The sequence below is a fragment of the Bradyrhizobium sp. LVM 105 genome (assembly GCF_003957705.1).
Classification (GTDB): Bacteria; Pseudomonadota; Alphaproteobacteria; order Rhizobiales; family Xanthobacteraceae; genus Bradyrhizobium; species Bradyrhizobium frederickii.
The window spans coordinates 102,661-129,024 of the sequence record NZ_QZMV01000001.1; the positions used below are offsets into that span (position 1 = coordinate 102,661).

Sequence of the window (26,364 nt, forward strand, 5' to 3'; positions counted from 1 at the left end):
CGTGGGGCTGCCGAGAATAGCGAATTACAACCTTCCTACCGTCGCGGAAATTCCAGCCGCGCGCGCCAGATGGGCATTCGATCCCGGCCGGGCCGCGCTGCTGATCCATGACATGCAGAACTACTTCGTCGGCGCTTTCGTGCCGGACGCCTCTCCGATTACCCCCGTCATCGCCAACATCGCGCGCCTGAAGGCGGCAGCGTCGGCGGCGGGCATGCCGGTGCTCTACACCGCGCAGACCGGCAACCAGGATCGCCGCGACCGCGGACTGCAGGCCGATCTCTGGGGGGCCGGGATGAGCAACACGCCGGACCATCAGCCGATCATCGATCCGCTGCGTCCGACGGCAGGCGATATCGTTTTCGTCAAGCATCGCTATAGCGCCTTTCAGATGAGCAATCTCGCCCACGTCATGCAGGTGCGCGGCCGCGACCAGTTGGTCATCAGCGGAATCTACGCGCATATCGGCTGCCTGATGACGGCGGGCGAGGCATTCCAGCGCGATATCAAGCCGTTCTTCGCCGCCGATGCGGTCGCCGATTTCTCGCGCGAGCGCCACGAGATGGCATTGGACTATGTCGCCGCCACCTGCGGTATCCCCTTGTCGGTCGATGCCCTTGTCTCCGCGATGGAGCGGAGGGCAGCCGCATGACGATCCTTCTCAGCCGCGATCTCATGCGCCGGGACATCGCCGCGCTGATCCATATCGATCCGGAGGAGATCGGCGAGGATGACAATCTGGCCGATCTCGGGCTGGATTCGATGCGCGCGATGAATCTCGTGCTGCTTTGGCAGGAGCGGGGGGTGCATCTCGATTTCGCTCGCATGGCCGAGCGTCCGACGCTGGCCGGCTGGTGGCAGCTTGCCCGCCAACGCATGGACGCAATCATGGAGGCGCGATCATGACGGCACGGACCGCGAGATCCGTTCCCGACCAGCCCGTGCGCGGGCTCGCCTTGACGCAGGCTCAGTCCGGCATCTGGTTCGCGCAGGGCATCGATCCCGGCAATCCCGTCTTCAACACCGGACATTTCGTCGAAATCGGCGGAAGGCTCGATGTGGCGGCGTTCGAGCGCGCGGTTCGCCAGGTCGCGATGGAGGCGGACAGCCTCGCCGTCCGCATCGCCGGCCAGGACATGCAGATCGTGGAGGAGCGCAATCGGCCGCTGCTTCAGATCGAAGACCTTTCGCGATGCGACGATTCCAGGAGCGTGGCCCTTGCGGCGATGCAGAGGGACATGACCACGCCGCTCGACATGGCAAGCGGACCGCTCGCGCGCCAGGTGCTGTTTCGCCTCGGCGCGGACCGCTTCATCTGGTATCAGCGCATGCATCACGTGGTGACCGATGGTTTTGCGACGGGCCTCGTCACGCAGCGCATTGCGGATCTCTATAACGCCTCCGTCGCCGACGAGCCGCCCGGTGCGCCACTCACCCATCACGCGGTCGCTCTCGACGACGAGAGCGCCTATCGCGCATCGGAGCGGGCTGTGCGGGATGCGGCCTATTGGCGCGATGCCCTGCAGGACATGGCCGAGGTCACCGGCCTGGCGCCGGGGCTGGCGCGTTCCGCATCATCCTACGGCCATGTCGAAAGCCGGGTCGAACCGGATATCTGCCGCAGCCTGCTCCGGCTTGCTTCGGCAACGCGACTGTCCTGGGCCGATATCCTGACGGCGCTGACGGGCGCCTATGTCGCCCGCCACGTCAGGCGCAACGAGGTCACCATCGGCGTGCCGTTCATGGGGCGTTTCGGCTCGGCCGCGGCCCGCGTCCCGACGATGCTGATGAACATCTTGCCGCTGCGTCTCGTCGTCGATGAAGAGGCCGGGCTGGCCGGATGGCTGGCGCAGGCGGCCGGACGCATCGCGCGCGATCGCCGCCACGGCCGCTATCGCGGCGAACAGATGCGTCGCGATCTCGGCCTGGTTGGCGGTCAACGGCGGCTCTACGGCCCGCTCGTCAACATCCTGCCCTTCGATGCACCGCCCAGGCTGGCCGGCTTGGACACGCGGCTGACCGTTCTCGGAACCGGGCCGGTCGACGATCTCACCTTCACCTTTCGCGGCGACGCGGTCGCGCACAATCTTGGCCTCGAGGTCGATACCAATCCGCTTCTTTACGGAGAGGGCGAGGCGGAGAGCCACGCCAGGCGGCTTGCGGCTTTCGTCCGCGCCGCCGTCGAGGCGGCGCTTGCGGGGCGGCCGTTACGCGATGTCGCGACGGTCACGGATGAGGAGCGTCGCTGGCTGCTCGAGCAGCTGAACGACACCGCGCATCCAGTCACCGACAGGACGCTGTCGCAGCTGCTGGACGACAGCTTCGCGACCTTCGCCGACAGGCCTGCGCTCAGCTTCGATGGCCGGGCTCTCACCTACGCCGAGCTTGATCGCCGTACCGCGGCGCTGGCGGAGGCGCTCGCCGCGCGCGGCGCCGGGCGCGATGCGATCGTCGCCGTGACACTGCCGCGCTCGCTTGATCTCGTCGTGGCGCTGATCGGAATCCTGCGGGCGGGCGCGGCCTACATGCCGCTCGACGTTACTCATCCGCGCGAGCGGCTGGACAGGATCCTGGCGTCCTCGCAGCCGGTTCTCGTCCTTGGCACCGGGGACAGCCCGCCGCTGGCTGGGCTCGAGACGTTGCCGCCGACGGACTGGCCGACCGCGCCGCACGGTCGCGGCCTTGCGCCGACCGCCGGCGACAGCGCCGCCTATGTGATCTACACGTCGGGCTCGACTGGCGAGCCGAAGGGCGTGATGGTCGAGCACGCGGCGATCGTCAACCGGCTCGAATGGATGCGGCAGCATTACGATTTCGGGGCGGACGACGTCATCCTGCAAAAGACCCCGATGACCTTCGACGTGTCCGTCTGGGAGTTCTTCCTCGCTTTCCTTTGCGGCGGACGGCTGGTGGTCGCGCCGCCGGATATGCACAAGGATCCGAGGGCGATCGCGCGGCTCATTCGCGACGAGAAGATCACGACCTTGCATTTCGTGCCGTCCATGCTGTCGGCCTTTCTCGCCGAGCCGAGCTCGCACGGGCTTTCGGTGAAGCGGGTCTTCTGCAGCGGCGAGGAGCTCACGGCCGATCTGCGCGATCGGTTTCACGCGCGCATGACGGCGGAGCTGCACAATCTCTATGGCCCGACGGAAGCCGCGGTCGATGTCAGCTATTGGCCGGCTGCCGCCGGCGATTCCTCCCGCCCGGTCCCGATCGGCTATCCGGTCTGGAATACGGGCCTTTACGTGCTCGACGACCATCTGCGCGCTGTCCCGGTCGGCGTCGAGGGGCATCTCTATCTCGCCGGCGTCCAACTGGCGCGCGGCTATCTCGGCCAGAGCGATCTGACGGCGGAACGCTTTGTCGCCGATCCCTTCCGTCCGGGAGAGCGCATGTACCGCACCGGCGATCTGGCGCGCGTTCGCGGCGACGGCGCCATCCTCTATCTCGGACGCTCCGATCATCAGATCAAGCTGCGCGGACTGCGCATCGAGCTCGGCGAGATCGAAGCCGCGATCCTGTCCCATCCGGCGGTAACGCAGGCGGTGGTTGCCCTGCATGAGGATCGGGCGGGAGAAAAGCGCATCGTTGCCTACGCCACGCTCGAGCGCGGCGAGGCGGAGAGCGACGTGGAGGATGACATTCTCTCCCATGCCGGACGCCTCGTGCCGGAGTACATGGTGCCATCGGCTGTCGTCGTGCTCGACGCCTTGCCGGTGAACGGCAATGGCAAGCTCGATCGCGCAAGGCTGCCGGCGCCGGTCTTCGCAGGCGGTCGCGGCCGGGCGCCTGCCTCCGACAATGAGAAGCTGGTGGCAATGCTGTTCGCGCGGGTCTTGCAGACGCAGGGGCCGTTGCAGGTCGACGATGATTTCTTCGATCTCGGCGGCCATTCGCTCCTGGCCGTGGAGCTGTTGCTGTGCCTGCGCGAAACGACCGGCCACGAGCCCGGCATCGGCGTGCTGTTCGAGCACTCCACCATCGGCAGGCTCGCCCAATATCTGGATCGGGGGACAGCGGGCGAGGGGACGGGCCTGCAGCCGCTGCTCAGGCTGAACGCGGCCGATCCGAACCGGCCGGCGGTCTTCATGCTTCATCCGGCCGGCGGGCTCAGCTGGTGCTACAACGGCCTTGCCCGGGCGCTCGGCGCCGACAGGCCTGCCTGGGGCGTTCAGGCCCTGGCGCTCGACCCGGATGCGCAGGCGCCGCAAAGCTTCGACGACATGGCGCGCGACTATGCGCGTCGCATCGCCTTCATTGCAGACCGCGACAAGATCCACCTCATCGGCTGGTCGGTCGGCGGCATCCTCGCGCAGGCCATCGCGGTTCACCTCGCGGAGACGGGGCGTGAGGTCGGTGTCGTCGCCATGCTGGATGCCTATCCCTGTGATTGCTGGCGCGATGAGCCGGACCCGGGGCCGGGGGCCGCGCTGAAGGCGCTGCTCGCGATCGGCGGCTACGATCCCGATGCGTTGCCAGATCTGCCGCTGACGCGTCAGGCAGTCACGGCGTTTCTCGCCGAAAGCGGAAGTCCGCTCGGTCGGCTGCCCGCGGCGGCGCTCGACGGCATGGTGCGCGTCGTCGCCGTGAACAATCGCCTGGTGCGGGGCCACCGTCATCGCCGCTACGATGGGCCGGTGCTGCACTTCCGGGCCGCCAAGAACCAGAACGGCCCGCGCCTGCGGCCGGAAAGCTGGATGCCCTACGTCGGATCGCTCGATATCCACCACGTGCCCCTCGTTCATGCCGACATGATCGGTGCGGAAGCCGTGCGCCATCTCGCGCCGGCCTTGAAAGCTGCGCTGCTGGCGCGCGAGGCAGACGGGAAAGGAGGCGCATCGTGAGCGACTTCGAAGGCCGGACCGCGTTCCTGACCGGCGCGGCCGGCGGGATCGGGCTTGCCATGGTCAAGGCGCTGTTGCGGGAGGGGGCGAACGTCATTGCCACCGATCTCGCGGTGGACGCGCTGGCGGAGCTTGCCTGCGACAATCTCCTGCCGCGTCCGCTCGATGTGACTGATAGCGCCGAAGTCGAGCGCCTGATCGAGGAGGCTGCCGTTCAATGCGGCGGTATCGATTTCGGCATCAATATCGCCGGCGTGCTGTCGACGACTGCGGTGGTCGACACCAGCGATGCCGAATGGGAGCGCGTCTTCGCCGTCAACACCGGCGGGGTTTTCCACGTCTCGCGTGCGCTCGCTCGCCACATGGCGCCTCGCGGCAAGGGCAGCATCGTCACCGTCAGCTCCAATGCGGCCGGCGTGCCGCGCAAGGATATGGCGGCCTACGCCGCCTCGAAGGCGGCGGCGACCATGTTCACCCGCTGCCTCGGCCTCGAACTGGCCGAATATGGCATTCGCTGCAACATCGTGGCGCCGGGATCGACGCTGACGCCGATGCAGACCGGCATGTGGAGCGACGCGCGCGGCGGCGAGCGGGTGATCGAAGGGTCGCTTGCCAATTTCAAGACCGGCATTCCGCTGCGCAAGCTCGCCACGCCGGAGGACGTCGTCAACGCGGTGCTGTTCCTGCTGTCGGAGAAGGCAGGGCACATCACCATGGCCGAACTCTATGTCGATGGAGGTGCGACGCTGCATGCATGACAAGGCGCTGAGAAACACGTCAGAGCGCGTGCCGACGGACAGCGACGCGGAGGACATGCGGGCGCTGCAAGCGCTCGTGATGCCGGGCTGCCGGACGTTCGCGCTGCGCGCGACGGAAACCGGTCTGCGCTACGAGATCTTCGTCTATGTTCCGGAGGTCGAGCGGCCGGCTCGCGGCTTTCCGGTCATCTATGTTCTCGACGGCAATTCGGATTTCATCACTGTCGCCGAGACCGTGCGGCGCGTCTCCCGGCGTCCGATGGCCACCGGCATCGTTCCCTCGATCGTGGTCGGCATCGGCTATCCCAATACGACCGGATACAATGTCGACCGCCGCCATCTCGATTTCACCCGCGGGCCTGCGGATGCTGGTATGTTTCCGGACAAGGCGACGGATGCCTGCGGCGGCCAGGCCGCCTATGTCCGCTTCCTCCGCAATCAGCTGCTGCCGCATATCCAGGCCTGGCTCGACGTCGATCCGGACCGCCGCATCCTTCTGGGGCATTCCCTGGCCGGCTATTTTGTGCTGGACCTGCTGTCGCAATGGCCGGACATGTTCAACGGTTATATCAGCTTCAGCCCGTCGATCTGGTGGGACAGGGCCGGCCTGTCGAGGACGCTGGCCGCGGCGAGCGCCCTCGCGCGTCCAATCCGGCTTTACACTGCGGTCGGGCGCTGGGAGCAGCAGCTTGCGCCGTGGCAGGCCCGGGAAAATTTCAGTGCGCGCTATCACGAGATCCGCAAGGTTCGCCGCATGATCGACAATGCGCGCGAAATCTCAGGCGAGGTCGGGGCCGTCTTCGGCGCGCTGGCCGGCGTGCGCTTCGAGCTCGGCGAGAATGACGATCATGCAACCATCGTCACGGCAATGCTGTGCCAGGCGCTCCGCTTCGTCGGAGCCGCGCCTTCGGTCTGAGCGCGGACGCCGCGCCTCGGCGGCGCCTCAGACCGGGCCGTCGACGACGACGAACGGCGTGCCGCGCGAGCACGTCTCGACGCGCGCATCGATCCGATAGATGTTGCGCAGCATTTCGGTCGTGATGACCGAGGCCGTCGCCCCGCTCGCCGCCATCTTGCCGTGCGCGATGACGATCGTGTTCTCGCAGTAGCGGAGCGCGTGATTGAGCTCGTGGATCGCGATCATGACGATCATTCCGTCGCGCTTGGCAAGATCGCCGACGAGACCCAGCACCTCGATTTGTCGATGCAGATCCAGCGCCGAGGTCGGCTCGTCCATGAGCAGGACCTCCGGGCGCCGGACCAGCGCCTGTGCCAGCGAAACCAGCTGGCGTTGGCCGCCGGAGAGCTCGCCGAGGCCGCGAAACGCCAGATTGTCGATGCGCAATGCCTTCAACAGGCCGTCGATCTGCGCAAGCTCGGCGTCGCTGACGCGCCAGCTGCTGCCCTGCTTGGCCGAGAGCAGCACCGATTCATAGACGGTCAGAACCGCGTTCGCGCCGGTGTCCTGCGGCATGTAGCAGATCGCCTGCGGTCCGCGCGCGGTGTCGGACAGTTCGACCAATCCCGGCCCCTTGATCAGTCCGGCGATCCGCCTGAACAAGGTCGACTTGCCGGCCGCGTTCGGGCCGATCACCGCCGTGACGGTGCCGCTTCGCAGCTCAGCCAGTGTCACGTCGGCCAGCACGCTCGTCTTGCCGTAGGAGGCCCCGACGCCCTGGAGCGCCAAGGCTACCATGCGCGCCTCCTGCTGCCGAAGATCAGGACAAAGAAGAACGGGACCCCGATCAGCGCGGTGATGATGCCGATCGGCAGGATCAGGCCGGGGACGAGAGTCTTGCTGAGGACGGAGGTGCCCGACAGCAGCAGAGCGCCGCTGATCGCCGAGGCCGGCAGGAAGAAGCGCTGGTCCTCTCCGACGATCATGCGTGCGATATGGGGACCGACGAGGCCGACAAATCCAATCGTGCCGACGACGGACACCGGGATCGCCGTGAGCAGGCTGACGAGCATCATCACCCGCAGGCGCAGTGTGCGCACGTTGACGCCCATGCTCGCGGCCTTGTCGTCCCCGAGCCGCAACGCCGTCAGCGCCCAGGCGTCCTTCATGAGCCATGGCACGACGAGGACCAGCAGCGCCAGGATCATCGCAACCTTGGACCAGGTCGCCTTGGCGAAGCTTCCCATGGTCCAGAACACCACCGCCGCAAGGGCCTGCTCCGAAGCCAGGTATTGGAGCAGCGACAGCGCCGCGTTGAAGCTGAACACGAGCGCGATCCCGAGCAACACGATCGTTTCGACGCTGACGCCGCGCATGGTCGAGGCCAGGTGGATGAACAGGGCGGCCGCCATCGCCATAATGAAGGCATTGACCGGGACCATGTACGCGACCGCACCGGGAAACAGCGCGATCCCGCCGACGAGGCCAAGGGCCGCGCCGAAGGCTGCCGCCGCCGAGATGCCGAGCGTGAACGGGCTCGCCAGCGGATTGGCGAGGATCGTCTGCATCTCGGCGCCGGCGACCGATAGCGAGGCGCCGACGAGGACCGCCATCAACGCGATCGGCATTCGGATATCCCAGATGACGACGTGCAATTGAGCCTCCGCGCCGGCGGGATCGAAGATGGCGGACAGCACTTGCCGCAGGGCATAGTTGGCCGGCCCGAGCGCCATGTCGCACGCGATGCTGATGCAAAGCGCAAGGCTGAGAAGCGCCAGGATGACAAGCCGACGAAAGACGCGCGCGCGATATTGGTCACGTCCCGTCATGACGATTTCGGAGCTTCCTTGGACAGTCTGACTCGCCGGTATCATGCGGCTCACGAAGGGGGTGATTGACTTGAGGCGGGTTGGACCAAAGGTCCGGTCCGCTCTTCATATCAGTGATGGTCTGGCAGCGAGCGGCCTGTTGCTTAGAATGCTTATAAGGAGAGGGCCTGGCGCGCTGCCATACTGGCGAGCCCTGCGTCGCTGCGCTCACCCGCGACTAGGAACTTCCGCGCACCGCCGGCGCTTGAATCAGCGGGCCAGAGTCGCCGTCGATTGCTGGCCTGCACGGCCCGCCTCCAAAGCCCCCATGCCCCCCAGGGTGGGCCGTGCGCCACGAGAGGAGGCGCCAGTGTCCGACCCGACCGAGCAAGAGATCAGAGAACGCGCGCACCGCCTGTGGGAGCAGGCCGGCAAGCCTGAAGGCCGCGAGGACGAGTTCTGGCAGGCCGCCGAGCAGGAACTGCGCAACGAAGACAGGTCCAACACGTTGCGGACGCCGGATGCGCTGTGACCGACAAGGCCTGCCCATTCTGCCGGGGTCCGGGATGGGCCTGCGAAAACCATCCGCTCAGGGCCTGGAGCGAACAGCGCGGCGATGCGAGCTGCACCTTGGGGAACAGACCATCACGGACGGGAATTCAGTGTCTGAACGCACGGGCCCTGAAGATATTCCTTTGCCACGGCAGTGTCGGCGGTGGACGAGCAGAAGAAGCTAGAGCACCAGATCGAACTCGCAACGCGAGCGGCCGCGCTCGTCAGGGATGAAACCACCGGGCAGCGCTTCCGAAGCTTTGCCGAGGAGCTGAAGCGAAAGCTCGGTCGCATGATGCGGCGCGGCAAGGTGCGCGCGCGCGCCTACGAACTCTGGGAGCAGGCTGGGCGGCCGGCCGATCGCGAGCTGGAGTTCTGGCTCGAAGCGGAACGGCAGATCGAGGACGAACGCGAAGAACGGAAAGGTTCCGACGCGTCCTCGAAGCGATAGCAGCAGTGCTGCGTTGCAATAGTGCGCCCTGCAACGAAGAAAAGGCCGCCGGGTTCCTCACCCTGGCGGCCTCGAAAAGTCCGTAGCTGTTGATTGCCTCCGCAGCCTTACGCGTACCGCCGTTACCTTGTTTGCGGCCATGCACGGTGTTTATAGGCGAGGGCGCGCGATTCGGCTGTGATCTGAAGCACACATTGGGAGGATGATGCGTGAGGGCTCGGGACTGGAGGATGGGTAGAGCACTTGCGAAGCGTTACCATTCCGCTCGTGCCCCGGACGCAGCGCAGCGTCTCTTCGACGGTGCGCTGCTGAGCCGGGGCCCATGTCGCCGCATTGTACCGTAGCGCCTCTGGGTCCCGGCTCGGCGCTGCAACGCTTGCGCGTTGCAGCTTGTCCGGGACAATGGATCACACCCGATACCACGCCGCCAAATTCCACGTCGTGACGTCCCAGCCCGACATGTCGATCACGAGGCTGTTGACGTGGGCGTTGACGACGTTGCGGGACAGCAGCGGCAGGAAGACGTTTGCCTCGCAAAAGATCTCGTCGACCTTGATCAGCAGCGCGGCGCGCTTGGCCGGGTCGAGCTCGTTCTGCGCGGCCTTGTAGGCCTTGTCGGCTTCGGGATCGGACCAGCGCGAGATGTTGCGGCCGAGCCATTTGTTCTCCTTGGTGGCGATCTCCCAGGAGACGCACTGGTTCAGGAAGCGCTCCGGATCGGGCTGCGGCTGCGTGGTGTTGTACATCTCCATGTCGGCATAGAATTTCGAGTAGGTGTCGGGGTTTCCGACGTCCGAGGAGAAGAACACCGAGGCGGTGACCGCCTTGATCTCGATCTCGATGCCGGCCTTCTCGCAGGCCTGCTTGATGATGGCCTGGGTCTTCTGGCGCGGCGCGTTGGTCGAGGTCTGGAACACGTACTTGAGCCTCTTGCCGTCCTTCTCGCGGAAGCCGTCCGCGCCCTTCTTCCAGCCGGCCTCGTCGAGCACCTTGTTGGCCTTGTCGATGCTGAACTCGTATTTCAGCTTGGGCGACTTGAACTGCTTGGGCGCGTTGACGAAGCTCGCGGTGGCGATGCCGCCGCGGCCGTAGATGAATTTCTGGATCGAATCGCGGTCGATCAACAGGTTGATCGCCCGGCGCACGGCCGGGTCGGACAGCGTCGGATGCTTGGTCTTGGCGTTCGAACGCTCGCCGTCGACCTCGGTCCACGGGTCGGTCGTGTTGAGGATGATAAACTCGACATTGCCGGAGGGCGTGATGTCGAGCTTGCCCTTGCCGCTCGCCTCCATGCGCTTGAGGACTTCCTCCTCCACCTGCATGTTCCAGGCGAAGTCATATTCGCCGGTCTGCAGCACGGCGCGCGCCGCGGAGACCGCATCGCCGCCGCCCTTGATCTCGAGCGTGTCGAAATGCGGCTGGTTCTTGATGTGATAGTCGGGATTGCGCTCGGCGCGGATCAGGTCACCGGGCTTGAACTCGACGAATTTGTAGGGGCCGGTGCCGACCGGCTTCAGATTGGCCGGCGCCTCGCGCGACTTGGCGCCGGTATAGTCGCCGAAATGATGCTTTGGCAGGATCGGGCCGACCGAGCCGACGAACGGGTCGGCCCAGAACGGCGTCGGCGCCTTGAAGATCACCTTGACCGTATGGTCGTCGATCTTCTCGACCTTGATGTCCTTGTAGGATCCCGTGGTGTAGGCCGCCGTCGCGAGATCGGCGGCGTAGACCCAGGTGAAGACGACGTCGTCGGCGGTGAAGGGCTTGCCGTCATGCCATTTGACGCCCTGCTTCAGCTTCCAGATCACGCTCGTACCGTCGGCGGCAAGGCCGCCGTTCTGCTTGGTCGGGACCTCGGCGGCGAGGCAGGGGATCAAATTGCCCTCCCTGTCCCAGCCGGCGAGCGGCTCGAAGAACACGCGCGAGGCCATCTGGTCCTTGGTGCCGATCGCGAAATGCGGATTGAGCAGGGTCGGCGCCTGCCAGAACAGCAGCTTCAGCGGGCCGCCGCCGCCGGCCTTGGTCGGCTTGTACGGCAGCGTGGCATCCGCCATCGCGACGTCGTGCCAGACCAGGATCTGGCTCGCGATCGGGGCCGCGATCCCGAGCGCGGCCACCCTCTGCATGAACGAGCGTCGCGACAGCGTGCCTTGCTTCACCTGTCCGACCAGACCCCGGATTTCGTTCTCGTTCATCAATTGACCCTCCACCTCGAAGACAAATCATCGCTGGCAACCATCATGTTGCATCAGGCGCGAGGCGGCAATGCCGGCAAGGCCGCCCTGCGACGAAATGACGAGTGGAGAGCCCCTGTGGGCCGAGACCTGGATCGCCGCCTGAGAAACCCAGGCGACGATCCAGTGCGTACTTGACTGAACTTGGGGAAGTTCTAAGGCCGCGCCGCAACGCTAACGCGGTCACTCCCGGCGCATCAAGTTTCGTGATGTTGCGGCGGCCGGAGATTCATTGCAGCCGCCACGACATCGCCACACATGACCCCAGGGACAGCCGGCACCTGCCTGATGCCGGCCACGCCGACGCGGAAGGCGTCGCGGCCGCCGTCAATTCGTTTCGCGTTTGCCGCCGAATGGAGAAAGCGTGCCCGCGACAGCAGCTCAATATGAATTTCCATTTCATTGATTTCGGCCTGCAGAGCAGCGAATACGGTTCCAATCATTCTCGCCGTGCCATGGAGACCAAGATGTCGTTCCGCCTCCCCCTGATTCTGTCCACCGCGCTCGCCTTGTGGTCGGCCCCTGTCACGGCCGAGACCATCAAGATCGGCGTGACGCCGGGGCCGCATGCGCAGATCCTGGAGGCGGTGAAGCCGATCGCGGCGAAGAATGGCCTCGACATCCAGCTGCTCGAATTCTCCGACTACGTCGTGCCGAATGCTGCGCTCGATGCCGGGGAGATCCAGGCGAATTCGTTCCAGAACCAGCCTTATCTCGACAACCAGAAGGCCGATCGCGGCTACAAGATCGAGTCGGTCGCCCTGACCGTGAACTTCCCGATCGGCGTCTATTCGAAGAAGCATAAGGCCTTCGCCGACATTCCCGAGGGCGGCAAGGTCTCGATCCCGAACGATCCGACCAATGGCGGCCGCGTGCTGCTGCTGTTGCGCGACAAGGGCGTGATCAAGCTGAAGGATGGTGTCGGCTTCAAGCCGACGGTGCTCGACGTCACCGAGAATCCCAGGAAGCTGAAATTCATCGAGGTCGACGCGGCGCAGGCGCCGCGCGCGCTCGACGACGTCGATGCCGCCGCGATCAACACCAATTACGCAACCCAGGCGGGACTCGATCCGGTCAAGGATCCGATCCTGCGCGAAGACCCCAAGGGCCCCTATGTCAATCTGATCGCGGTGCGCGCGGCTGACAAGGACAAGCCCTGGGTCAAGATCCTCGTCGACAGCTACCACACGCCTGAAGTGAAGGAGTTCGTCCTCACCAAGTTCAAGGGCGCGGTGCTGCCGAGCTGGTAGGCAGTCTGCCCATGCAAAGCCCAGCGCAGGGCGATCGATCCCGGCGGGCCGCCTTACGTATGCGCCTGACGTATGAGCCCTGCGTATGAGCCTTGCGCAATGTCCGCTTGTCTGGAGCAACAGTAACCGACATCATCGGCGGACTGGCCATCCTCGTCCGACAGGGGTCGTATGAAGCGCTTTGCAAACCTGAAACGCCTGGGATTTTTCACGCGGCTGCTCGACGAGGCCCCGCCGGCGGACCGCTACCGCTTCGCGGCCGAGCAGATCGTGCGCGCCGAAAAGGCGGGCCTCGATTCCGCGTGGATCGCGCAGCATCATTTTCACGAGCGTGAGGGCGGCCTGCCGTCGCCCTTCACCTTTCTCGGCTACGTCGCAGCGCAAACCTCGCGCATCCGCCTCGGCACCGGCATCGTCACGCTGCCGCTAGAGAACGCGGTGCGGGTGGCGGAGGACGCCGCGGTGCTCGATCTCCTCTGCAACGGCCGCTTCGAGCTCGGCGTCGGCACCGGCGGCAATCCGTCGGCGTTTGCCGCCTTCGGCCTCGACAGCGCCCAGCGCAACGAGATTTTTGCCAGCAATCTCGAGGTCGTCCGCACCGCGCTGGTCGGCAAGCCGCTCGCGGGCGGCGACACGATCTATCCGCAACGGCCGCAACTGGACAAGCGGATCTGGCAGGCGACGTTCTCGGTGGCCGGCGGGGCGCGCGCCGGCAAAGCGGGCGATGGCCTGTTGCTGTCGCGCACCCAGCCGCGGACCAAGGAGGCGCCGAAGGCGACACTGGCCGAGATCCAGAATCCGGTGATCGATGCCTATCTGGACGCGCTGCCCAAGGGGGCCGAGCCGCGCATCATGGCCTCACGCAGCGTCTTCGTCGCCGACGATCATCGCGAGGCAATGCGGCTCGCAGACATTGGGCTGCGCCGCGCGCTACCGCAATTCATGAAGGGCGGTCACGCCAAGCCCGGCGAGACGCTGGAGGAGATGATCATTGCGTTCGACACCCATGTCGGCGATGCCGATCACGTCATTGCCTCGCTGCGGGCCGACGCCACGCTGGAACGGGTGACCGATCTCGTCTTCCAGGTGCATTCGGTCGATGCGCCGCACCCTCACGTCCTGCGCTCGATCGAGCTGGTCGCGGAGAAGGTCGCGCCGGCGCTGGGCTGGACCCGGACGGCGGGCGAAGTGGCGCTGGCGGTCTAGCCGGAATGAATGTGATCGCGTTGCACGGGGCTGAATGATGCCAACCGAAGATATCATCGACACGCTCGCCGGGATCGAGCCGGGCTCGGCGCTCGACGTCATCCGAGCCCGCCGCCTGCAGGCGCGTGAGAATGCGCAGAAGAGCTATCTCTCCTTGTTCGAGCCGATCGATGCGAGCGATTTTTCGCTTGCCGAACGTGCCGCGGTCGCGGCCTTCGTGACCGGGCTTCATGGCGAATCGCCCGTCGCCGCCTTCTATCGCGAGAAGCTTGCAGCGAACGCGGAAACCGCACGCCTGGCGGAGGCGATCGACGCCGAGATCGCGGGGGGCAGGACGTCGGGCCCGTACGGCGCCTTTCCGGCTGGCCCGTTGTCGATCGAGAACAAGGCCGGGCTGATCTACCGCGTGAGTGCGGAGCGCAAGGCCGCCCTCGGTTCGCGGCTCGTTGCGGCGCTTGAGCATGCGCATCTGCTGGTGTTCCGGCCGCGCGATGCCGCGTCCGCCGACATGAAGGCGCTGCTCGCCGCCGGCTGGTCGACCACCGGCATCGTCACCTTCTCCCAGCTCGTCGCGTTCCTGTCATTCCAGCTGCGGGTCGTCAGCGGCCTGCGCACGCTCGCTGCGGCAAGCGCTTAGGAGACCGCAATCATGAGCACCGTCAATCCCCCTGTCGTCTTCACCCAGGATGAACTCGGTTGGGTCTCCTGGATCGATCCGCTGCCCGAGGCCGACTTGACCGAGCGGCATTACGCCGGCCTGGTCGATCGCGCCCGCGCCAAGTCGGACTATTTCCGCCTCCTGGTGCGCGATCCCGAAGTGCTGGAAGCCCGCACCAAGACCGACAAGGACATCTTCTACAACGTTGCCGACGGCCTGCCGCGTGCCGAGCGGGAGCTCGCGGCGGCCGCGACCTCGCGCTACAACGGATGCATCTATTGCGCCTCGGTGCATGCGCGCTTCGCCAGCACCTATTCCAGGCGCCGCGAGGACGTACAGCGCCTGCTCGACGAGGGCGTCGGGGCCGATCTCGGCGAGCGCTGGAATGCCGTGGTAAAGGCCTCCGTGGCGCTGGCCGCGACGCCGATCGCGTTCGGTCCTGACAATATCGCGGAGCTGCGCCGCGCCGGTCTCGACGATGCCGAGATCGTCGACGTCATCAACGGCGCCTCGTTCTTCAACTGGGCCAACCGGCTGATGCTGTCGCTCGGCGAGCCCTCGAAATAGGCAATCTCACCGGCACGAGAATTGCTGCTGTATCAACATTGAATGGATGGAGCCGTGAATGAGCAACATCGATCGCCGTACCCTGGTCAAAGGATCGCTTGCCGCCATGATGGCGGGCACAGCCTTCTCGCGCGCCGCACTGGCGCAATCCGCCGAGCCGATCCTGCTTGGGGTCAGCGGCCCCCTCACGGGCCCGAACGCCCAATATGGCGCGCAGTGGAAGCAGGGCTTTGATCTCGCGCTTGACGAGATTCACGCCGCCGGCGGCATCAACGGCCGCAAGCTTGCTTACCAGTTCGAGGACAGCCAGAGCGATCCGCGCCAGTCGGTCGCGATCGCCCAGAAATTCGTCTCCGATCCCCGCATCGTCATGGAGCTCGGCGATTTCTCGAGCCCCGCCTCGATGGCGGCCTCGCCGATCTACCAGCGCGGCGGCCTCGTGCAGTTCGGCTTCACCAACTCGCACCCCGATTTCACCAAGGGCGGCGACTTCATGTGGAGCACGTCGGTGAGCCAGGCCGACGAGCAGCCGCTGCTGGCGTCCTACGCCGTCAGGCGGCTCGGCTTGAAGAAGCTTGCCGTGCTGCACCTCAACACCGATTGGGGCCGCACCAGCCGCGACCATTTCGTCAAGGCGGCCAAGGAATACGGCGCCGAGGTCGCGATCACAGAGGGCTACATCGCCGAGGAACGCGACTTCCGCTCCACCCTGGTGCGCGTGCGCGACGCCAGCCCGGACGGGCTGATCCTGATCGCCTATTATTCCGACGGCGCACTGATCGCGCGCCAGGCCCGCCAGGTCGGCCTGAAGCAGACGATCTGCGCGGCCAGCTCGGTGTACTCGCCGAAATTCCTGGAGCTCGGCGGCGAGGCGGTCGAGGACGTCCATCTCGGCACGCGCTATTTCCCGCAGGATCCGCGGCCCGAGGTGAGGAAGTTCATCGAGGGCTTCAAGGCCAAGTACAACGGGCAGGAGCCCGACGCCTTCAACGCCTATTCCTATGACGCGATGAACATGGCCGCTGCCGTGGTGAAGATCGGCGGCACCGACCGCCGCGCCATCCGCGACGCCTTCGCCAAGGTGAAGGACGTCTCCAGCGTCATCTTCGGCAAGGCGACGTTCGACGTCGAGAGTCGCCGCGTCAAGGGCGCGATGAACGCCGAGCTCGTCGTGCGCAAGGGCCAATTCACGCTGTGGGACGGCAAGCCGACCTGACCCGATGGCCGGAGCGCGCGCTCCGGCCGCTTTCTCCCTGATTAGGAATGCTGCGTGTCCTCTTGGCTCGACCACACCATCAACGGCCTGATCGTCGGCAATGTCTACGCGCTCGTTGCAGTCGGGCTCGCGCTGATCTTCGGCGTCAGCCGGCTGATCAACTTCGCGCAAGGGTCGATTTATCTGGTCGGGGCCTATATCGGCTGGATCGCGGTGGTGCAGCTGCACACGCCGCTGCCTCTCACCATCATCGTGGTCGCCGTGGCCGCGGCGATCGTCGGTCTGATCATCGAGCGGTTCGGTCTGCGGCCGCTGCAGAATTCGGTGCGGATCGCGCCGCTGCTCGCGACCATCGGCATCAGCTTCGTGCTCGACCAGCTGGTGATGCTGATCTTCTCGCCCAATCCGCGCGCGCTGCCGAGCCAGTTACCCGATGTCCGCTTCCAGGTCGGTGGCGGGACGATCGGGCCACTTGATCTGCTCATTGCCGGCGTCGGCCTCACCAGTGCGCTGCTGCTGTTTATGTTCCTGCGTTACACCAAGCTCGGCTGGGCCGTGCGTGCCACCGCGCAGGACCGCGACGCCGCCATGCAGATGGGCGTCGACGTCAACCGGGTCAATCAAGCCGTGTTCGGTATCGCGGCGGCGCTCGGCGGCGTCTCCGGCATGCTGGTCGGCATGTACTACAACCAGATCGACACGGCGATGAGCCTTCAGGCGACCCTCAAGGGCGTCGTCGCGGAAGTCGTCGGCGGCGCCGGCAACGTGCCGGGCGCGGTGATCGGTAGCCTGCTGCTGGGCCTCGTCGAGAGCTATGGCGTTGCCGTGCTCGGCACCAGCTACCGGAATCTGTTCGCGTTCCTGCTGCTGGTCCTCGTGCTGGTGCTGCGGCCGAATGGCCTGTTCGTCAGTCCCCGGCAGGCACCGCCCGAGCCGCTCACCGGCACGTTCATCGCGCCGAGCCGCCCGGTGAATATTCCGCGCTGGGCGCTGTTGGTCGCCGTTGCCGGCTTTGCGATCCTGCCGCTGTTTCCGGTATCCTTCTACGTGCTCCAGACCCTGATCAATGCCTGGCTGCTTGGCATGCTCGCGCTCAGTCTGACGCTGGTTGCGGGCACGATGGGGCAGGTCTCGCTCGGTCATGCCGCGCTGCTTGCGATCGGCGCCTACACCTCCGCATTGCTGTCGCTGACGCTGGCCGTTCCGGCCGGACTTGCCGTCATCGGCGGTGGCCTGATGAGCGCTGCGCTCGGCACCCTCTTGATCTCGCCGTCCTTCCGCCTGCGCGGTCATTACGTGTCGATCGCGACGCTCGCGATCGGCGAGATCGTGGCGCTGGTGATCCTGAACTGGGAGAGCGTGACCCGCGGCCCGATCGGCATCTCCGGCATCCCACCGCTGGCTCTGTTCGGCTATGAACTGATCAGCCCGACCTCGGTCTACTGGTTCAGCCTTGCGGTGATGGTCGTGCTGGCGCTGCTGCAGGGGCGGCTGCTCACCTCGCATCTCGGCCGCAGCTTTCGCGCTATCAGAGACGACGACATCGCCGCGCGCGCCTATGGCCTCAGCCTGAATCGCTACAAGTCGCTCGCCTTCATCTTCGGCGGCTTCGCCGCCGGCGTCAGCGGCGGCATCGCCGCGCATCTCTACTCCTACATCAACCACGAGACCTTCAACACGCAGCAATCCATCCTGGCGCTGACCGTCGTCATCCTCGGCGGCCTCGGCAACGTCCTCGGCGCGATCGTCGGGTCGGTCGCGCTGGTCGGCCTGCCTGAGGTGTTTCGGATCGCGGCTGAGTACCGCATCCTGATCTACGGCATCGTTCTCTTGCTGCTGGTGCGGTTCAGGCCGCAGGGCCTGCTGGGGACGATCTGATGGCGGAGCACGCACCCATGCTGTCCCTGCGCGGGCTGACGCGCCGCTTCGGCGGCCTCACCGCGGTTGACGCCATCGACCTCGACCTTGCCAAGGGCGAGCTGGTCAGCATCATCGGCCCGAACGGCGCCGGCAAGACGACGCTGTTCAACCTCGTCACCGGCCTCGACCGGCCCGACGCGGGTACGGTTCACTTCGAAGGCCAGGAGATCACCGGCCTGTCCCCGGAGCGGCTCGCGGCCGAAGGCATCGCGCGCACCTTTCAGCTTGGCCGCGTGTTCGGCAATCTCAGCGTGATGGACAACGTCCTGATCGGCGCGCACACGCGCTTGCGCGCGGTGAAGCCGGCCGTGCCGGTCATCGGCCCGCTGCTGGAGCTTGGCCTTGCGCTGTTGCGTCCCGCCAGTGTCAAGGCAGAGGAGGAGCGGCTGCGGGACGAGGTGAGGGCCATTCTCGCGCGCTTCGGCGAGCGGCTCTTGCCGCGGATCGACCAGCCCGCCTATAGCCTGTCCTACGCCAACCGCCGCCGCGTCGAGATCGCGCGCGCGCTGGCGCTGAAGCCGCGGCTGCTGCTGCTCGATGAGCCCACCGCCGGCATGAACCCGACCGAGACCGCGGAGATGCAGGGGCTCGTCGCCGAATTGAAAGCCGAAGGGCTGACCATCCTGCTGATCGAGCACAAGCTCGAGATGGTGATGCGCCTGTCCGACCGCGTCATCGTCATGGACGAGGGCAAGAAGATCGCGGAGGGGCCGGGCGAGCAGGTGCGGACCGATCCCAAGGTGATCGAGGCCTATCTCGGCCACGGACTGTCGGGGACGGCGGAGCAGGAGAGCGCGGCATGACGACGAGCGCCCCGGAACCGCTGCTGACACTGTCGAACGTCAATACGTTCTACGGCCAGGCCCAGGTGCATTTCGACCTGTCGATCACGGTCGCGCGCGGCCACATCGTCTGCCTGCTCGGCGGCAATGCCAGCGGCAAGTCGACGACGATGAAGATCATCCTTGGGCTCGTCAAACCGCGCTCGGGCGAGGTGACCTTCGACGGCGCCTCGCTCATCGGGCTGACGACGCCGCAGATCGTCCGGCGCGGCATCGCCTCGGTGCCGGAGGCGCGGCGGCTGTTTGCGGACATGAGCGTGCGCGAGAACATCCTGATGGGCGCCTTCGTGCGCAACGATCGCGAGGCGATCGCGCAGGATCTCGACAGGATGCTGACACTGTTTCCGAAGCTCGGCCAGCGGCTGTCGCAGCGTGCCGGCTCGCTCTCCGGCGGCGAGCAGCAGATGGTGGCGATGGCGCGCGCGCTGATGAGCCGCCCCCGCATGATCGTGATGGACGAGCCGACCATGGGCCTGTCGCCGCTCTATGTCGATCGCGTGCTGGAGCTGATCAGGACCATCAACCAGGAGGGCGTCTCGGTGTTCATGGTCGAGCAGAACGCCAGCCTCGCGCTCGAGATCGCGCATGAGGCCTATGTGCTGCAGACCGGCAAGATCGTGCTGTCGGGCCCGGCGCGGGCGTTGAAGGACGACCCCCGCATCCGCGACGCCTATCTCGGCGGCTCCGAGGCGGCCTGACCTTCAGGCCGACGCCGCGCTCGCGACCTGCTCGGCCGGCAAATCATCGCCGTTGGGGTCGCCCGGCGCGGTGGCCCAGGCCAGCTCCACCAGCGTCACGATGCGGCGACCGCCGCCGTCGAGCTGGACCACGATCAGGCCCTGCTCCTCCATGTAGCCGAGCAGCCGCTGCGCCCGGCGCAGCGAATGCGAGCCATAGGCCCGCGCGATCGCGGCGTCGCCGGGGCAGGGCCAGCCTTCCTTGGCGGCGCGCGCGATCATCATGAACACGCCCTGCATGTCGTCGGGCAGAATCGACGCGCGCAGCGACACGTCCTGCCAGGCGTCGTCTTCAGTGAGATCGGTGCCGAGCCCGGCACGCGCATGCGTCAGCATGCGGCGAAACTCGTTGAGGTCGGGCACCGCCGACCCGAGGCCCTCGATGCGGCAGCGGACCACGAACTCCTGGTAGAGCACGCCGATGGCGCGGAAGCCCGCGTCGGGCGCGGCGAGCACGGCCCGCAGCGTACGGTCCACGCGCTCGCGCCGCTCGGCGAGCTCCTCGGCGCTGACCGGCACCTCGACCGCTTCCGGCTGGATCACCGGGGCGGCGGCCTTGGCGGCACGAAGCTGCTCCAGCAGATCCGGCGCCGGCCGGCGCTGCGGCCGGCTGGCATCGGGCGGCGGCGCGGCCAGGATCACGGCGCGCGCATCCTCCAGCGTCGCTTCCGGCAGCGGCATCAGGCGCGGCGTCGAGTTGCGCGGAGAGGTGTCGGTCGGGCCGATGTTCAGGCGCAGCGGACGTCGCGACAGCGCAGGTCCCAGCGCCATGAACTGTCCTCGCTCGAGATCGCGAAAGGCCTCGGCCTGCCGCCGCTCCATGCCGAGCAGATCGGCGGCGCGCGCCATGTCGATGTCGAGGAAGGTCCGGCCCATCAGGAAGTTGGAGGCTTCCGCCGCGACGTTCTTGGCGAGCTTCGCCAAACGCTGCGTCGCGATGATGCCGGCGAGGCCGCGCTTGCGGCCGCGGCACATCAGGTTGGTCATGGCGCCGAGCGAGAGCTTTCGCGCTTCGTCCGAGACTTCGCCAGCCACCGCCGGCGCGAACAGCTGCGCCTCGTCGACGACCACGAGCATCGGATACCAATGGTCGCGGTCGACGTCGAACAGGCCGCCGAGAAACGCGGCGGCGCGCCGCATCTGGTTCTCCGCGTCGAGACCTTCGAGATTGAGCACGGAGGAGACGCGATGCAGCCGCGCGCGTTCGCCGGCAACCTGAAGGCCGCGCTCGGTGTGATCCTCGGCCTCGATCACCAGATGGCCGAAGCGCTCGGCCAGCGTGACGAAATCGCCTTCGGGGTCGATGATGGCCTGCTGCACCCAGGGCGCACTCTGTTCCAGGAGCCGCCGCAGCAAATGCGATTTGCCGGAACCGGAATTGCCCTGCACGAGGAGGCGGGTCGCCAAGAGTTCCTCGAGGTCCATGGCGGCCGCGGCGCCCGCCGTGGTCTGCCCCATCTCGATCGCAACCGTCATGTCCCCGACTCAAGTCCTCGTCATTCGCGGACAGCGGCTTATCAATCCCGTCGCAGCGCGTCGAGCGGCACGGGGCTGTCATGCCGCGTTGCCCACGGCGGCGTTCCCGGTCTGATTCGATTTGCCGTAGAAGTGCGGGACGAGAGGGGGGCTTGCAGATCGTCCTCGTTCGCGGGCATTTCGGCGGCTTCGGCGCCGATTCCGGGCTTTGGGGACCGGATTCGATGATGAAGATCAAACCAGCCTGGCCCCGGGCCTGGTAATCAGGCGCATGAGCTTTCTGACCTTCCTCGCAGCGACCTATTTCCTGCTCGCCGTGCCCGGGCCGACCAACACCTTGCTCGCGACATCGGGCGCGGGGATCGGCATGGCGCGCTCGCTTCATCTGCTCGTTGCCGAGCTGTGCGGCTATCTGCTGGCGATTGCCGTGCTGCGGCTCGCGCTCGGCCCCATCGTCAGCGACATCCCGATCGCGGCGCTCGTGCTTCGCGTCGCGGTGACCGTCTATATCCTCTGCCTCGCCTTCATGCTCTGGCGGGTCAACACACGCGAGCTTCGCGATGGTGCACCGGTGACGTTCGGCCAGGTGCTGCTTGCGACGCTGCTCAACCCGAAAGCGCTCGTGTTCGCTTTCCTGCTCCTGCCGCTCGAGGCTGGGCCGCTCGAATTGCTGCCCTGGTTCGGCGCGATCGCGCTTCAGATTCTCACGGCTGGCGCCGCGTGGATCGCGCTCGGCGCAACTCTCGGCCGTGGCGCCCGTCGCCTCGGCCAACCCCACTTGGTCACGCGCATCGGCGCGGTCACGCTGGTTGCCGTGACCGGCCTGATCTGGCTTCAATCCTTCCTGACGGCCTGAAGCGCCGCGCCCCGCCCGTAACGGCGCGCCTACTGCGCGCCGGAGCCGCCCTGCACGATCTTCTCGTTCAGCTTCTGGTCCACCGTGTCGACCGTGCGGTCGATCTCGGCGTTGGGCACGCCGAGCTGATGCGAGATCAGCTTCACCAGGAGGTCGACGCGCTCGATGAAGGGCGCGCCGCTTGCGACCGCCCGTGCGGCCGAGGACGGCTTGAGCAGGCTCTCGGCGGCCTTGGCGTATTTTGCGAACGGCACCTGGTCCTGCGGATCGGCGCCGAGGCGGCGCGCGATCGCGTCGACATGGTCGTAGATCGTCTGCGAGCGCTTGAGGTCGCCGTGCACGGCGTCGCGGATCGACTGCGGCTCGTGCGGGGTGATGCAGCGGTAATTGCCGGTCAGCAGCATCGACCATTTCGCCAGCGGCACGAACAGGGAATCGAATACTTTCAGCTTCACCGGAACGTCGTGGCCGTCGAGCGTCACCGCATCGATGTCGGCTTCGAGTTCGCGCAGCACCTTGTTGTGCTTCTCGTCGGCAAAGACCGACGCCTTGAAGTTGGTGGGCAGGCCGACATGCAGCACGTTCGCCGCTTCTTCCGGCGGACGGAACGCCTGCGGGTCGGGCGAGCACAGCGTCACCAGCCCCGGCTCGAACCGCTCCCACACCTGAGCGTTGGTGTAGGCCTCTTCCAGATCCATGTCGGCGAGCGCCGGAATCCGCTTCAGATAGGGCAGCGGCGGCATGTTCATGATCGACAGGCACGGCAGCTTCGCCGCGGCGATCTTGACCATGAGCACGCGCACCGTGTGGTTGGTGTATTGCGGCTCCTGCATCGCAAGGCCGACCAGATCGTAGCGGGAGAGATCGACATTGGCGGGGGTCACCGCGTCGAGCTTGCCGGGCAGGTTGCGCGAGAGGATCGCCCGGTGCACGGCCTCGTCACGCAACTTGATGCGCACCTCGGTACCTTCGCGATTGATCAGCTCCGCGGTCTTGGCGCGGCAGACCAGGGTCACGTTGTGGCCGGCCATCAGCAGCTTCGTGCCCAGCAACGAGCCGTAAGAAGCCCCGAGAATCAATATGTTGCGCGCCATGCTCCGTCCCTTTGACAATCTGTCTGTGCGATTTTTCAGCCTCGGCCGTCATCCGCGGGCGAGTTGCCGGCATGTAAAGCGAAGTGCGCTGGGATGGCAACTGGGATAATGCATACAAGGCCGCGATGCCTGGGGCGAGCGCGGGAGCAATCCAGAATTGCCCGCGGGGGATTCTGAATTGCTTCGTCGCAAGGGCTCGCCGCAAGGAGGATGAAGGCGCTACCCGGGCTATTCGCCCGGAGATCGCGCGCGCTTCAGCCCTGGCTCGCGATCCGCGCGCGGTCGAGATGCTCCTCGATCTTCGGGCGGTCTCGGGTGCGCTCGAAGCTGGTGCACAGCAATTCGGTTTCCTCGAGCGAGACCGGGGCGCGATACAGCCGGCACATGAACTCGGCGCCTGCGCGTCCCTTGGGAGTAGCCGGGCCGCGTTCGGCGAGAAACATGCAGTCACGGCAGATGCTGGCATCGAGCCGCTGATGGGCCGCGTCGAGGTGATTGAGGACGTCGCGGAGCGAGTCGCGCAGCCCGACGCATCCGTCGTTCCCGAGTGCCGCTACCGCATTCACCACGTGATTGATCGGGTCGTGCTGGTTGAGGCATTTCTCGCCCTGGGCGGTGACGTGCAGGACGACGGAGCGCTTGTCCTCCTGCGACGGCTTCCTCACCAGATAGGACTTGCTCTCCAGCGTCTTCACGATTTGCGATGCAGTCGCTCTGGTGGAGCCGATGAAGCCGGCAAGCGCGGACGGCGTGCGCGAAAACCTGTTGGCTCGGCCGAGAAAGCGCAGCGCCATCCATTCCCGATCGCGCAGTCCATGCCGATTGCCTTCGAAATACCAAGCCCTCGCCGCTTGAACCAGCAGCTCGACGGCCTCTCGTGCCAATGGCATGAATCTACCTCGTCCCCGGAACTTCGTCTGCGGCGTCTCGACGCCGCTTTGCGCCCTGGCTCACGAATCCGTCGAGAGACGCCGGACGGCTGAAGGTGTCCGATGAGAGAATCGTGCCGAGCTCTAGCGTCGTCGTTGCACGGGAGCCCGAGTCGCCGCCGCGAGCAGACGATGGATCGGAGTAGTTCAACCGAGGCCCCTAAAGTTCAGTCACGAGCAGACGTTTCTGTATTCAACCAAAACGATGAATGAGCTTCTCAACAAAATCAAGTCAAGACACTCGGGGAGACTGGATGTCGTTGCACTCGAATGTAACGTTCAAGACAATCTCCTTCGTCGGAACACATGATGGTGAACGCGGCGAACGCGATACGTTGCGCAACGAGCAGCATGTACGCAACTGTGCGACGGTTTGATTGCACGGCGCGTTGTTGTCTGTCGTTGATGCAAGTTGATCGCTGCTTGTGCACGACGACGATGTCTATCGCGAGGTCATTCACAATCGTACGATCTCCAAGGCGAATGATCAGGGAACTCACAGAAATTGCACGCGACGGTTGTTTGGGCGCATGCCCCGAATCGCCCCATCCATCGTCACCGTCCTGTTCTGTCGCCCGATGTGCGGGCACTGGAAGTCGGTGGCGGCCGTGCACGTGCATGCGCTGGAAGCGTGGCGCGCATGCGCAATCGCTTGTCGATAACGCGGAGCGATGCGAGGCACCGTGCGCCGGCAGGCGCTCCGAGCTGCTAGTCGCCCTTGAGCATGTCCCGCAGCTCGCGGAACGGATCAGCGCTCGGCGGAGCCGAAGCGCCTTGCCGCATCGCGTTGTAGATTCTCGGAACCATGTCGACCGCCTGGTCGAGACCCGAATCACGTCCCGACTGATATCCGCCCATCAGGCGAAGATCGCGCGTGTCCTCGTATTGCGCGATCATGGCGCGCAGCTTGCTCACCAATTCGCGCTCCTCGGGGTCCCAGATGTTATGGGCGAGGCGGGAGACCGAGGCCAGAACGTCGACGGCGGGATAGCGCGCCTGGTCGGCGATCTGCCTGGACAGCACGATATGTCCATCGAGGGTGCTGCGGATGGTGTCCGCGATCGGCTCGTTGTGATCGTCGCCATCGACCAGCACGGAGAAGATCCCGGTGATGGTGCCGGAGCCTTCCTCGCCGGGGCCGGCGCGCTCCAACAGGCGCGGCAGGTCGGTGAAGACCGACGGCGCGTAGCCGCGCGCGACCGCGGGCTCGCCGGCCGCGAGCGCGACCTCGCGGGCGGCGTGGGCGAATCGGGTGATCGAATCGACCATGAGCAGCACCGATTCGCCGCGGTCGCGGAAATATTCGGCGACCGCCATCGCCGTCTTCGGCGCCAGCCGCCGCATCATCGGGCTTTCGTCGCCCGTCGACACGATGGTGACGGCGCGCTGGCGGTCGTTGCCCAGCACGTCCTCGATGAACTCGCGCACCTCGCGGCCACGCTCGCCGACCAGGGCCAGCACGACGGTGTCGAAACCCTGGCTGCGGGCGAGCATCGCCAGCAGCGTCGATTTGCCAACGCCGGAGCCGGCGAAGATGCCGACGCGCTGGCCGGCGCAGATCGGCGCGAACAGGTCGATGACGCGCACGCCGGTGCGCAGCGGCTTGTGCACGCGTGCGCGTTTCATGGCCGACGGCGCCTCGGCCTCTGCCGAGACCGTAAGGGAGCCCGGCGTGAGGGGACCCTGTCCGTCGAGCGGCGCGCCGAGAGCGTTGATGACGCGGCCCTTCCAGCTCGGATCGGGCGCAAAGGACAAGGGCGGCATCCGGTAGGCGGCCGAGCCGAGGCCGCCGGCGAAGTGCCGGTCGAACGGCTTGGCAACGATGCCGTCGCTGTCGATCCGCACCACCTCGCCGATCTGGGGCTTACCGGCCGAATTGACGCCGATGAGCTCGCCGAGCCTGACGAAGCGCGACAGGCCGGAGACACGGAAGTGCGTCGGCGCGATCTCGGAGATCGCACCGCTGACGCTTGCCAGGGGAGTGCTCTGCTGAAGCTCCAGCAGCGCCCACTCGAGTTGCCGAAGAGCGTTCAAGGAAACCGTCCAACCTCAATCCTGGTGCGCGCGA

At 66.2% G+C, this 26,364-nt stretch carries 24 protein-coding genes; 16 read left to right on the top strand and 8 right to left on the bottom strand.

Annotated elements, in window-relative coordinates; translation table 11 throughout:
- The first annotated feature begins 1 nt into the window (after position 1).
- Genes D6B98_RS00480 through D6B98_RS00500 form a run of 5 tightly spaced genes read left to right on the top strand, consistent with a single transcriptional unit; the run spans position 2 to position 6,518 of the window.
- Positions 2-652 carry an isochorismatase family protein gene (locus D6B98_RS00480; protein WP_164718289.1) on the top strand — a complete coding sequence of 217 codons (651 nt, stop codon included), beginning with the start codon at positions 2-4 and terminating at the stop codon, positions 650-652.
- Positions 649-906: a phosphopantetheine-binding protein gene (locus D6B98_RS00485; RefSeq protein ID WP_164718290.1), complete on the top strand. Its 258-nt coding sequence runs from the start codon at positions 649-651 to the stop codon at positions 904-906. The genes D6B98_RS00480 and D6B98_RS00485 overlap by 4 nt, the downstream gene beginning before the upstream one ends.
- The gene (locus tag D6B98_RS00490; protein WP_126254995.1) at positions 903-4,844 is read left to right on the top strand and encodes a non-ribosomal peptide synthetase; all 3,942 of its coding nucleotides are present in this window, start codon (positions 903-905) and stop codon (positions 4,842-4,844) included. Before D6B98_RS00485 ends, D6B98_RS00490 begins: the two co-directional genes overlap by 4 nt.
- Complete coding sequence (locus D6B98_RS00495; protein WP_245481204.1) at positions 4,841-5,602, top strand: 2,3-dihydro-2,3-dihydroxybenzoate dehydrogenase; 762 nt, start codon at positions 4,841-4,843, stop codon at positions 5,600-5,602. The genes D6B98_RS00490 and D6B98_RS00495 overlap by 4 nt, the downstream gene beginning before the upstream one ends.
- Complete coding sequence (locus D6B98_RS00500) at positions 5,595-6,518, top strand: alpha/beta hydrolase (protein WP_126254997.1); 924 nt, start codon at positions 5,595-5,597, stop codon at positions 6,516-6,518. The genes D6B98_RS00495 and D6B98_RS00500 overlap by 8 nt, the downstream gene beginning before the upstream one ends.
- Before the next feature lie 27 nt (positions 6,519-6,545).
- Here the strand turns inward: D6B98_RS00500 and D6B98_RS00505 are convergent, their stop codons facing one another.
- Complete coding sequence (locus tag D6B98_RS00505) at positions 6,546-7,298, bottom strand: ABC transporter ATP-binding protein (RefSeq protein ID WP_126254998.1); 753 nt, start codon at positions 7,296-7,298, stop codon at positions 6,546-6,548.
- Positions 7,292-8,329 carry a FecCD family ABC transporter permease gene (locus D6B98_RS00510; protein ID WP_126254999.1) on the bottom strand — a complete coding sequence of 346 codons (1,038 nt, stop codon included), beginning with the start codon at positions 8,327-8,329 and terminating at the stop codon, positions 7,292-7,294. Before D6B98_RS00510 ends, D6B98_RS00505 begins: the two co-directional genes overlap by 7 nt.
- Before the next feature lie 307 nt (positions 8,330-8,636).
- On the opposite strand from D6B98_RS00510, the gene D6B98_RS00515 reads away from it, so the two are divergent.
- Positions 8,637-8,840 (top strand): DUF2934 domain-containing protein, encoded by a 204-nt coding sequence (locus tag D6B98_RS00515; RefSeq protein WP_430644555.1) that lies wholly within the window; start codon positions 8,637-8,639, stop codon positions 8,838-8,840.
- A gap of 183 nt (positions 8,841-9,023) precedes the next feature.
- Positions 9,024-9,311 carry a DUF2934 domain-containing protein gene (locus tag D6B98_RS00525; protein ID WP_126255002.1) on the top strand — a complete coding sequence of 96 codons (288 nt, stop codon included), beginning with the start codon at positions 9,024-9,026 and terminating at the stop codon, positions 9,309-9,311.
- A gap of 407 nt (positions 9,312-9,718) precedes the next feature.
- Here the strand turns inward: D6B98_RS00525 and D6B98_RS00530 are convergent, their stop codons facing one another.
- Both D6B98_RS00530 and D6B98_RS00535 read right to left on the bottom strand, forming a co-directional pair.
- Positions 9,719-11,506 (bottom strand): peptide ABC transporter substrate-binding protein, encoded by a 1,788-nt coding sequence (locus D6B98_RS00530; protein ID WP_126255003.1) that lies wholly within the window; start codon positions 11,504-11,506, stop codon positions 9,719-9,721.
- A 236-nt stretch (positions 11,507-11,742) separates the two neighbouring features.
- Positions 11,743-11,988, bottom strand: a complete 246-nt coding sequence (locus tag D6B98_RS00535; RefSeq protein WP_126255004.1) for a hypothetical protein — start codon at positions 11,986-11,988, stop codon at positions 11,743-11,745.
- A 12-nt stretch (positions 11,989-12,000) separates the two neighbouring features.
- Between D6B98_RS00535 and D6B98_RS00540 the strand changes: the two genes are divergently transcribed.
- The 8 genes from D6B98_RS00540 to D6B98_RS00575 all read left to right on the top strand — a co-directional run bounded on the left by D6B98_RS00540 (position 12,001) and on the right by D6B98_RS00575 (position 19,902).
- The gene (locus D6B98_RS00540; protein WP_126255005.1) at positions 12,001-12,795 is read left to right on the top strand and encodes a MetQ/NlpA family ABC transporter substrate-binding protein; all 795 of its coding nucleotides are present in this window, start codon (positions 12,001-12,003) and stop codon (positions 12,793-12,795) included.
- A 171-nt stretch (positions 12,796-12,966) separates the two neighbouring features.
- On the top strand, positions 12,967-14,001 hold the full coding sequence (locus tag D6B98_RS00545) for a putative FMN-dependent luciferase-like monooxygenase (protein ID WP_126255006.1): 1,035 nt from the start codon (positions 12,967-12,969) through the stop codon (positions 13,999-14,001).
- A 37-nt stretch (positions 14,002-14,038) separates the two neighbouring features.
- Positions 14,039-14,638, top strand: coding sequence for a CMD domain protein (locus D6B98_RS00550; RefSeq protein WP_164718292.1), 600 nt, complete (start codon positions 14,039-14,041; stop codon positions 14,636-14,638).
- 12 nt (positions 14,639-14,650) lie between these two features.
- The gene (locus tag D6B98_RS00555) at positions 14,651-15,226 is read left to right on the top strand and encodes an alkylhydroperoxidase domain protein (protein WP_126255008.1); all 576 of its coding nucleotides are present in this window, start codon (positions 14,651-14,653) and stop codon (positions 15,224-15,226) included.
- Positions 15,227-15,284: 58 nt separating this feature from the next.
- Entirely contained in the window at positions 15,285-16,442 is a 1,158-nt protein-coding gene (locus D6B98_RS00560) for an ABC transporter substrate-binding protein (RefSeq protein ID WP_126255009.1), read from the top strand.
- A gap of 54 nt (positions 16,443-16,496) precedes the next feature.
- Positions 16,497-18,320 (top strand): ABC transporter permease, encoded by a 1,824-nt coding sequence (locus tag D6B98_RS00565; RefSeq protein WP_126255010.1) that lies wholly within the window; start codon positions 16,497-16,499, stop codon positions 18,318-18,320.
- Entirely contained in the window at positions 18,320-19,165 is an 846-nt protein-coding gene (locus D6B98_RS00570; RefSeq protein ID WP_164718293.1) for an ABC transporter ATP-binding protein, read from the top strand. Before D6B98_RS00565 ends, D6B98_RS00570 begins: the two co-directional genes overlap by 1 nt.
- On the top strand, positions 19,162-19,902 hold the full coding sequence (locus tag D6B98_RS00575) for an ABC transporter ATP-binding protein (RefSeq protein WP_126255012.1): 741 nt from the start codon (positions 19,162-19,164) through the stop codon (positions 19,900-19,902). Before D6B98_RS00570 ends, D6B98_RS00575 begins: the two co-directional genes overlap by 4 nt.
- Before the next feature lie 3 nt (positions 19,903-19,905).
- On the opposite strand, the gene D6B98_RS00580 is transcribed toward D6B98_RS00575, so the two are convergent.
- Positions 19,906-21,417, bottom strand: coding sequence for a helicase HerA domain-containing protein (locus tag D6B98_RS00580; protein WP_126255013.1), 1,512 nt, complete (start codon positions 21,415-21,417; stop codon positions 19,906-19,908).
- A 271-nt stretch (positions 21,418-21,688) separates the two neighbouring features.
- On the opposite strand from D6B98_RS00580, the gene D6B98_RS00585 reads away from it, so the two are divergent.
- Complete coding sequence (locus D6B98_RS00585; protein ID WP_126255014.1) at positions 21,689-22,273, top strand: LysE family translocator; 585 nt, start codon at positions 21,689-21,691, stop codon at positions 22,271-22,273.
- A 29-nt stretch (positions 22,274-22,302) separates the two neighbouring features.
- Here the strand turns inward: D6B98_RS00585 and D6B98_RS00590 are convergent, their stop codons facing one another.
- From D6B98_RS00590 to fliI, 3 genes are all read right to left on the bottom strand, one after another.
- On the bottom strand, positions 22,303-23,367 hold the full coding sequence (locus D6B98_RS00590; RefSeq protein ID WP_126255015.1) for a ketopantoate reductase family protein: 1,065 nt from the start codon (positions 23,365-23,367) through the stop codon (positions 22,303-22,305).
- A 254-nt stretch (positions 23,368-23,621) separates the two neighbouring features.
- Entirely contained in the window at positions 23,622-24,257 is a 636-nt protein-coding gene (locus D6B98_RS00595) for a MarR family winged helix-turn-helix transcriptional regulator (RefSeq protein ID WP_126255016.1), read from the bottom strand.
- Positions 24,258-25,004: 747 nt separating this feature from the next.
- Positions 25,005-26,330, bottom strand: a complete 1,326-nt coding sequence (gene fliI / locus D6B98_RS00600; protein ID WP_126255017.1) for a flagellar protein export ATPase FliI — start codon at positions 26,328-26,330, stop codon at positions 25,005-25,007.
- Positions 26,331-26,364 lie beyond the last annotated feature (34 nt).

Bases quoted from the DNA above. Each gene is read 5' to 3' on its own strand.
- D6B98_RS00485 (WP_164718290.1), top strand. From the start codon at position 649: ATGACGATCCTTCTCAGCCGCGATCTCATGCGCCGGGACATCGCCGCG.
- D6B98_RS00490 (WP_126254995.1), top strand. From the start codon at position 903: ATGACGGCACGGACCGCGAGATCCGTTCCCGACCAGCCCGTGCGCGGG.
- D6B98_RS00500 (WP_126254997.1), top strand. From the start codon at position 5,595: ATGCATGACAAGGCGCTGAGAAACACGTCAGAGCGCGTGCCGACGGAC.
- D6B98_RS00505 (WP_126254998.1), bottom strand. From the start codon at position 7,298: ATGGTAGCCTTGGCGCTCCAGGGCGTCGGGGCCTCCTACGGCAAGACG.
- D6B98_RS00510 (WP_126254999.1), bottom strand. From the start codon at position 8,329: ATGACGGGACGTGACCAATATCGCGCGCGCGTCTTTCGTCGGCTTGTC.
- D6B98_RS00515 (WP_430644555.1), top strand. From the start codon at position 8,637: ATGCCCCCCAGGGTGGGCCGTGCGCCACGAGAGGAGGCGCCAGTGTCC.
- D6B98_RS00530 (WP_126255003.1), bottom strand. From the start codon at position 11,506: ATGAACGAGAACGAAATCCGGGGTCTGGTCGGACAGGTGAAGCAAGGC.
- D6B98_RS00535 (WP_126255004.1), bottom strand. From the start codon at position 11,988: ATGATTGGAACCGTATTCGCTGCTCTGCAGGCCGAAATCAATGAAATG.
- D6B98_RS00540 (WP_126255005.1), top strand. From the start codon at position 12,001: ATGGAGACCAAGATGTCGTTCCGCCTCCCCCTGATTCTGTCCACCGCG.
- D6B98_RS00545 (WP_126255006.1), top strand. From the start codon at position 12,967: ATGAAGCGCTTTGCAAACCTGAAACGCCTGGGATTTTTCACGCGGCTG.
- D6B98_RS00550 (WP_164718292.1), top strand. From the start codon at position 14,039: ATGCCAACCGAAGATATCATCGACACGCTCGCCGGGATCGAGCCGGGC.
- D6B98_RS00555 (WP_126255008.1), top strand. From the start codon at position 14,651: ATGAGCACCGTCAATCCCCCTGTCGTCTTCACCCAGGATGAACTCGGT.
- D6B98_RS00560 (WP_126255009.1), top strand. From the start codon at position 15,285: ATGAGCAACATCGATCGCCGTACCCTGGTCAAAGGATCGCTTGCCGCC.
- D6B98_RS00570 (WP_164718293.1), top strand. From the start codon at position 18,320: ATGGCGGAGCACGCACCCATGCTGTCCCTGCGCGGGCTGACGCGCCGC.
- D6B98_RS00575 (WP_126255012.1), top strand. From the start codon at position 19,162: ATGACGACGAGCGCCCCGGAACCGCTGCTGACACTGTCGAACGTCAAT.
- D6B98_RS00580 (WP_126255013.1), bottom strand. From the start codon at position 21,417: ATGACGGTTGCGATCGAGATGGGGCAGACCACGGCGGGCGCCGCGGCC.
- D6B98_RS00585 (WP_126255014.1), top strand. From the start codon at position 21,689: ATGAGCTTTCTGACCTTCCTCGCAGCGACCTATTTCCTGCTCGCCGTG.
- D6B98_RS00590 (WP_126255015.1), bottom strand. From the start codon at position 23,367: ATGGCGCGCAACATATTGATTCTCGGGGCTTCTTACGGCTCGTTGCTG.
- D6B98_RS00595 (WP_126255016.1), bottom strand. From the start codon at position 24,257: ATGCCATTGGCACGAGAGGCCGTCGAGCTGCTGGTTCAAGCGGCGAGG.